3 protein-coding genes, 8 tRNA genes and 1 rRNA gene are annotated in these 4,056 nt (G+C 40.0%); 3 read left to right on the top strand and 9 right to left on the bottom strand.

Annotated elements, in window-relative coordinates:
- The first annotated feature begins 174 nt into the window (after positions 1 to 174).
- The 3 genes from BLS16_RS22950 (at position 175) to BLS16_RS22940 (ending at position 2,626) form a co-directional block, all read left to right on the top strand.
- Positions 175 to 606, top strand: coding sequence for a GNAT family N-acetyltransferase (locus BLS16_RS22950; RefSeq protein WP_207649792.1), 432 nt, complete (start codon positions 175 to 177; stop codon positions 604 to 606).
- Between the two features lie 84 nt (positions 607 to 690).
- Positions 691 to 1,431, top strand: a complete 741-nt coding sequence (locus BLS16_RS22945; protein WP_427846395.1) for a sigma-70 family RNA polymerase sigma factor — start codon at positions 691 to 693, stop codon at positions 1,429 to 1,431.
- A gap of 154 nt (positions 1,432 to 1,585) precedes the next feature.
- A complete protein-coding gene (locus BLS16_RS22940) occupies positions 1,586 to 2,626 on the top strand; it encodes a hypothetical protein (protein WP_176786279.1) in 1,041 nt (346 codons plus the stop codon).
- A gap of 512 nt (positions 2,627 to 3,138) precedes the next feature.
- Here BLS16_RS22940 and BLS16_RS22935 read toward each other — a convergent pair.
- The 9 genes from BLS16_RS22935 to rrf form a co-directional block, all read right to left on the bottom strand.
- Positions 3,139 to 3,226, bottom strand: a tRNA-Leu gene (locus BLS16_RS22935).
- 8 nt (positions 3,227 to 3,234) lie between these two features.
- Positions 3,235 to 3,309, bottom strand: a tRNA-Cys gene (locus BLS16_RS22930).
- A 57-nt stretch (positions 3,310 to 3,366) separates the two neighbouring features.
- Positions 3,367 to 3,443, bottom strand: a tRNA-Glu gene (locus BLS16_RS22925).
- A 10-nt stretch (positions 3,444 to 3,453) separates the two neighbouring features.
- A tRNA-Trp gene (locus tag BLS16_RS22920) sits at positions 3,454 to 3,527 on the bottom strand.
- 6 nt (positions 3,528 to 3,533) lie between these two features.
- Positions 3,534 to 3,609, bottom strand: a tRNA-His gene (locus BLS16_RS22915).
- Positions 3,610 to 3,611: 2 nt separating this feature from the next.
- Positions 3,612 to 3,686: transfer RNA gene (locus BLS16_RS22910), tRNA-Gly, on the bottom strand.
- Positions 3,687 to 3,698: 12 nt separating this feature from the next.
- Positions 3,699 to 3,775: transfer RNA gene (locus tag BLS16_RS22905), tRNA-Lys, on the bottom strand.
- A 41-nt stretch (positions 3,776 to 3,816) separates the two neighbouring features.
- Positions 3,817 to 3,891 (bottom strand) — tRNA-Met (locus tag BLS16_RS22900).
- Positions 3,892 to 3,963: 72 nt separating this feature from the next.
- Positions 3,964 to 4,056: ribosomal RNA gene (gene rrf, locus BLS16_RS22895) — 5S ribosomal RNA — on the bottom strand; the annotation flags it as partial.

Raw genomic sequence — 4,056 nt, 5'->3', positions numbered from 1 at the left:
ACTAATTCATCTGAACAATTTGGAGTCAATTATCAAGGAACGTTCGGGTTCGTTTTGTAACCTGAACCCTATATTTATCTTACAAGGAGTGAGTTAAATTATATCTCTAACACTTTCTCAGACAATTTCTTTTGCACCAGCCCTAAGGATACTGGGATTTTCGTTTACGAACCTTTGATTACTAGAGCGAGAAATCAAAACATGGTTTTGTTTTACCAGAATGTTCTATCTTGGGTAGAAATGTTGAGAGACGCCTTAGTCCTAACCCACAGCCTAAAATTTGAAACGATAAATTGCGAGGCTGATAACGTGATTTTTGATAATCTGACCGAAAAAGACAATACCCAGTTCTGGCTTCATTTTTGTAATGCAAAGCAAGGAATTTACGTGGATCGATTATCATTGCCTTTACATTTTAGAAGACTGGGAATTGGAACAATCTGTATCAATTGGCTTAAAGATTTCGTAAGTGAGTTAGGTTTCAAATACATTATTCTGGGATCTGTTGTTGAGGCTCGTGAATTTTGGACTAAAATGGGATTCACTCTCCTTTCAACCAAAGAATTAGACGGCTTCCCCGGCTATCAGGGTCGGTACACCCGTTGATTTTTGGGATTAAATGTTTATTATAGTATAAATCACCTACCTCTCTTCTTTCGCATACTATAAAACAATGCGAAAGGAGTGAAACTGATGTTAATATTTTACCTTACTGGTTTTACCCTCTCTGTCCTTAAAGGGATGACCTTTCTCGTTTCATATATTCATAATAAATCCTTTCCAAAACCGCTCAGTAAAGAGGATGAATTACGTTACTTTGAAATTTTACTGCGTGGTCGTGCTAACTCCAACTCCAATGTGGTACAAATAGATGAAGTCATTCAGGCTGAACATGCCCGAAACATGCTGATTGAACACAATTTACGTCTAGTTGCATTTATCGCTAACAAATTTGAAGAAAATAATGAAGATCTTTTTTCTATAGGTCTAATTGGCCTAATCAAAGCAATTGATAACTTCAAACCTTCGGTTGGAGTCAAACTTAGTTCCTACGCAACACGCTGCATTACAAACGAGATTTTAATGCACTACCGTAGAGGGCGCGGAAAATCCGAAACCTCTCTTTTTACGCCCATCGGGGAAGATGATAGCGGAAATGAACTAATTATTATTGACAGCCTAGAAGCAGATATTTGCCCGATTCCTGATCAGATCATAAATGAGGAGGATCAAAAATTTCTACTGGAAAAGGTCAAAACATTACCAATCCTTTGCCGGCAAGTCATTGAAATGAGATATGGTCTGATGAACAGCCAGGAATGCTCTCAACAAGAAGTTGCCGATACACTTAAAATATCACGTTCCTATGTTTCAAGATTAGAAAAGAAAGCTATTCACTTATTAATCAAAGCAATGAAGGAGAGTAAGTAAGTAAGTAACTAAGTAACTAATAGAAAGCGCTCATCAGCTTATTTCTAATCTGATGAGCGCTTTCTGACTAACTTTGACATCTCATTCATGAATTAAGGGCATACTTATATCATACGATGTATTTTTAAGAAGGCAATAATGAGGTGCATAATATTTGTCTGGAGCTATAATTGGAATTTTACTAGCGATTTCCTCTGGTTTACTATCATTAGTGGGCCTTATTTCAATTTTCATATCTATGAACAGCCAACATAATGTGCAACGTAGTCGGGAAATCCTATGGAGCATCTTTACTTTACCCTACAGGAAGAACCTTTTCTTAGAGAAAGGAACTATTGGTCGAGAGGTCTTTAGAAAGTTTATTCTGTACGAACAAATAATTGGGGAAAAGAATTTATTTTTACATAGAATTATCAACTTTGCTAAAATTGCTATAGTTTTTTGTGGGCTTATATGGACAACAATTGTATATTATCTATTTAGGCAATCATCTTCAGCTATTGAGCAAGGCATCTTAATTCTTTGTATCACTCTCGCTGATTTATTCGTCTTTTACTTCACAGCTAAGATTCTTGGACTTCTTACAAGCACCAGTAAAGTGGGACGACTACCAACGGTTAATGAACTATTAGATGCTGACATCTTAGGGGCGAATACAATTACCTTGGCCTCTGTGTCATCGCAACTACGAGTTATAAATTCAGAAATTTTTATTGGTTTTCCTGTTCCGTTTAATAATCTAAGGGTTAATATTTCGATCCAAGAAAATGCATTTTCTTCGAAGATGCCAAACGGAAAGGACTTTAGCTTTAACCTTGAAAATAGGATTAAAGATTTTAAAAAGCTTAGTGATGAGGATTTTAAACTGCTAGATGATGACTATTGTTATTATACTATTTGTAATTTAAAGGCATTAGAAAATAGTACCCAGCAAAACAGTATCTTTGCAACCGTCGAATTAATTAGCAAACAAGGTTACGTTTCTACAGAGTTTTTTTTTGAAGGATTAAATAATGTTAACAATACAAACTTTATTATTTATCCCTTTGCCTTTGATGAACGTTTCATTAATAGGAAAAGCGAACTAGATCCTTTCAGCCGATATATTAAACGTGACAGAGAATTTAATTTCACTAACGAAACAGAATGGTTTAATGTTGGGAAAAGCTTTTTTGAGTTTTTTGACAAGGAGTAGATTTTCGTGGCGAAGGCTCCATCAATAACTACCCATCCTAGAAACCATTACCACACGACTTCTTGATGTGGTATTGATAAATTCGCCATTACCGACATAGGCCTCTGCCTGCGTAGAGATTTCATAGTTCCTACGCTTCCGAGACCTACTTGCGATTTCGTAACTCCATGGGATTAGTTGTTAAGTTAACCTTTGCCCGAGCACCGGCTGGGGTCTCCTTAGTTCCTATTGGATCGCTTATAGCAAACATAAAAAAGAGCTATTGGAGATCCAATAGCCCAATCCTAATAAATAGTATTATTAAAGGATTTGATTCTTTTCTTTTCAGAGTATTTGCTAATTACAGCGTAAGCTGAGGAACCGCTGCCCACCGTACAGTACGCACGGTAGTGTGGAAAGTCGGCTACTTAAATAATGGGCAGCCTTCTACTATATTTATGCATTAGCATAAGAACTCAAATCCAAACTCCAACTGTACTTGCATCAGGTTGTATGTAGCTGGGTAGATGTCATGGTGCCGATGACCGGAATCGAACCGGTACGGATGTTAAGTCCGCGGGATTTTAAGTCCCGTGCGTCTGCCAGTTACGCCACATCGGCAAATGAATTGGAGGCGGCACTCAGATTTGAACTGAGGAATAGAGGTTTTGCAGACCTCTGCCTTACCACTTGGCTATGCCGCCATTTGTTATTAAATTTTCAGTCCTCTGCTCTACCGACTGAGCTAATCGCCCATAAATTGGTGACCCGTACGGGATTCGAACCCGTGTAACCGCCGTGAAAGGGCGGTGTCTTAGACCGCTTTGACCAACGGGCCCGATAAGAATTGGCAGGGGATGAGAGAGTCGAACTCCCACTGACGGTTTTGGAGACCGCTGTTCTACCATTAAACTAATCCCCTAGGGATTGGGGTGGATAATGGGACTTGAACCCACGAATGCCGGAACCACAACCCGGTGCGTTAACCACTTCGCCATATCCACCATGGAGCGGGTGACGAGATTCGAACTCGCAACTTTCACCTTGGGAAGGTGACACTCTACCACTGAGTTACACCCGCAGATTATTTTCGTGGTGGGCCATCCGCGACTCGAACGCGGGACACCCTGATTAAAAGTCAGGTGCTCTAGCCGACTGAGCTAATGGCCCTAATATATTAAGTCTAAGCATTTGCTCAGAGCCTAACAGCTTGGTTGCGGGGGCCGGATTTGAACCGACGACCTTCGGGTTATGAGCCCGACGAGCTACCACTGCTCCACCCCGCGATATTAGTGGTGGGTACCTCTAGGTAATAAGGACACAAAAGGAACTACCTTTAAAAGTAGTCCCTATGTCTTACCTGGCGATAACCTACTTTCCCAGGGGCTATGCCCCAAGTATCATCGGCCCTGGAGGTCTTAACTTCCGTGTTCGGTATGGGAACGGGTGGA

The organism is Desulfosporosinus hippei DSM 8344 (assembly GCF_900100785.1).
In the GTDB taxonomy this organism is placed as follows: domain Bacteria; phylum Bacillota; class Desulfitobacteriia; order Desulfitobacteriales; family Desulfitobacteriaceae; genus Desulfosporosinus; species Desulfosporosinus hippei.
This window is presented reverse-complemented; position numbering and strand designations above follow the sequence as displayed.